Source organism: Moorena sp. SIO3I6, assembly GCF_010672095.1.
In genome coordinates this window covers 1-2,510 of record NZ_JAAHHU010000658.1, presented here as the reverse complement: position 1 = coordinate 2,510, position 2,510 = coordinate 1, and the positions used below count along the sequence as shown (strand labels likewise).

2 protein-coding genes and 1 pseudogene are annotated in these 2,510 nt (G+C 46.7%); 2 read left to right on the top strand and 1 reads right to left on the bottom strand.

The genetic code is table 11. The features are described from left to right. Window positions 1-460, bottom strand: a pseudogene (locus F6K49_RS41005) (ATP-binding protein); the annotation flags it as partial. A gap of 202 nt (window positions 461-662) precedes the next feature. Here F6K49_RS41005 and F6K49_RS41000 point away from each other — a divergent pair. Further along, a complete protein-coding gene (locus F6K49_RS41000; protein WP_293073945.1) occupies window positions 663-998 on the top strand; it encodes a cation:proton antiporter subunit C in 336 nt (111 codons plus the stop codon). Further along, window positions 995-2,428, top strand: coding sequence for a cation:proton antiporter (locus tag F6K49_RS40995; protein WP_293106755.1), 1,434 nt, complete (start codon window positions 995-997; stop codon window positions 2,426-2,428). Before F6K49_RS41000 ends, F6K49_RS40995 begins: the two co-directional genes overlap by 4 nt. Window positions 2,429-2,510: the final 82 nt, after the last annotated feature.

The window sequence follows — 2,510 nt, the reverse complement described above, 5'->3', positions numbered from 1 at the left end:
CATCCTTCAGGACAAATAATTCCGCTGCCTGACCTTCAATCCAATCTGTCATTAGAGCTTGAACTGTTGCCATTGGAAAGGTCTGGTTTATGCTCTCCCACAGCAGTTGCACGAAGCGCTGACCATCGGTAACCCGGATGCAGTCAACCTCCAGGATTTTAACTCCAACTTCCCGTGCTGCCCGCCTTACCAAAGTCCGCCGTCCGCTTCCGGGCACTCCCACAATCAGCACGTTGCCATCACGGGCTAAAACGTGAGTGATGCGCTGGAATTGTGCTTGCCGCCCAACCAATTCAAATGGTACTGATAAATCCAAAAGATTCACGGCTAATGCATCCTGCTCCCAAGTGTAGATATCCTTCGGCGGCACACCTTCACTAGTTGGCAAGCCCCCAACTGTATCGCTGACATCCTCAGGGCTGAGGTTAACCATTGATTTGCCATGAGTGGATTCTGTCATTTGCTATTGCCCGTGTTTTTCCCAATCCCAAGCTCAAAGCAAAACCTTGGTGTGGGATGAGTCTATGGTGTACCTTGGAACTTATCAATAGTGTCAATAGTTCCTAGCACTATTAAAACGTGCTATATATTTTATAGCACTGTTCGACAGTATCATTGTATAAAGATAATTACCACCAACCCTTACCCAATAGGCAATTCCCGTGTTAGAAGCATTCATATTTGCCACAATATTGTGCGGATTTTTCGGCATCATCCTTAAAAAGAACCTGGTTATGAAAATCATCTCTATGGATATCATGAGCACGGGGGTGATTGCCTATTACGTGTTGGTTGCATCCCGAGATGGTTTATTCACACCGATTCTTTCAAACGTCGAAAATAGGGCTTACGCAGATCCGGTGCCCCAGGCAGTGATCTTGACAGCGATTGTGATCGGCTTTTCCATTCAAGCCTTGATGCTAGTGGGTGTTATGAAACTGGCACGGGACAATCCTACCCTGGAAAGCAACCAGATCGAGAAGAATAATACCCCATGAGTACCATTACGATTCCCTGGATTGCCCTACCGCTATTTGTGGGATTCAGCATTTATCTGCTCCCCAAACTTGACCGATACCTCGCCCTAGGGGTTGCCATGGTTTCGGTTGAATATGGGACACAGCTATTTCTCACAAAATCGCCATTAAGCCTAAAGCTGCTGGATAATTTCGGTGTCACATTACTAGTTGATCAATTAAGCGCCTTTTTTATCTTGACCAATGGGCTGGTAACCGCAGCAGTCATTCTCTACTGTTGGCAAAGTGGTAAAACAGCTTTTTTTTATACCCAAACTATTATCCTACATGGCAGTGTCAATGCCGTATTTATCTGTGCAGATTTGATCAGTTTATACGTAGCATTAGAGGTAATTAGTATTGCTGCGTTTCTGTTGATTGCCTATCCCCGAACCGACCGATCAATTTGGGTAGCCTTGCGCTATCTTTTGATCAGCAATACAGCCATGCTGTTTTATCTGATCGGCGCAATTTTAGTCTATCAGGCCAATCATTCCTTTGCCTTTGAAGGGTTGCGTGGAGCAACTCCAGAAGCTCTTGCCCTGATCTTTCTGGCACTGTTAGTCAAGGGGGGAATATTTGTATCAGGATTGTGGTTACCCTTGACCCACTCCGAATCTCAGAGCCCAGTGTCGGCATTGCTATCGGGAGCTGTGGTCAAAACCGGAGTCTTTCCACTGTTGCGTTTTGCTCTGATTGTGGAGGAACTTGATCCCATCGTCAGGATATTTGGAGTGGGGACAGCGCTTCTGGGAGTAGGCTATGCCGTGTTTGAAAAAGATACCAAGCGTATGCTGGCGTTTCATACCATTTCCCAGTTAGGCTTTATCCTCGCCGCACCAGAAGTCGGTGGCTTTTATGCCCTGACCCACGGCCTGGTGAAAGGGGCGCTCTTTTTAATCGCGGGTGTTTTGCCCAGCCGCAACCTCAAGGAACTGCAACATCAGCCGATGAATACCCAAATCTGGATTGCCCTGGCTATAGCTAGCTTCTCAATTTCCGGCTTTCCCTTGTTGTCTGGCTTTGGGGCGAAGGTGTTGACCATGAAGAATCTAGTACCCTGGGAAGTTATCGGTATGAATATTGCAGCCCTAGGAACAGCCATATCCTTTGCGAAATTCATCTTTCTGCCCCATGGGGATAGCAGCCAAGGGCAGGTAAAGGTCGGTTTTTGGTTAGCGATGATACTGTTGCTCGGTGGGCTGATTGCCGTCAATGGTGTGTACTACCAAGCATATAATTTTGCCAATATTATCAAACCCCTGGCAACCATTGCCCTGGGGTGGTTGGCATATTTTTTGATTTTCAAACGATCTGTAATCAAGCTGCCCCGTGTGCTTGAAGAATTTGACCATCTGATTTGGATGATGAGTCTGATGTTAATCCTACTGTTCTGGATGGTGTTTCCATGAGTACCATTACCATTGCCTGGATTGCCCTACCGCTATTTGTGGGATTCAGCATTTATCTGTGACGACGGTTGGATCGTGTCGT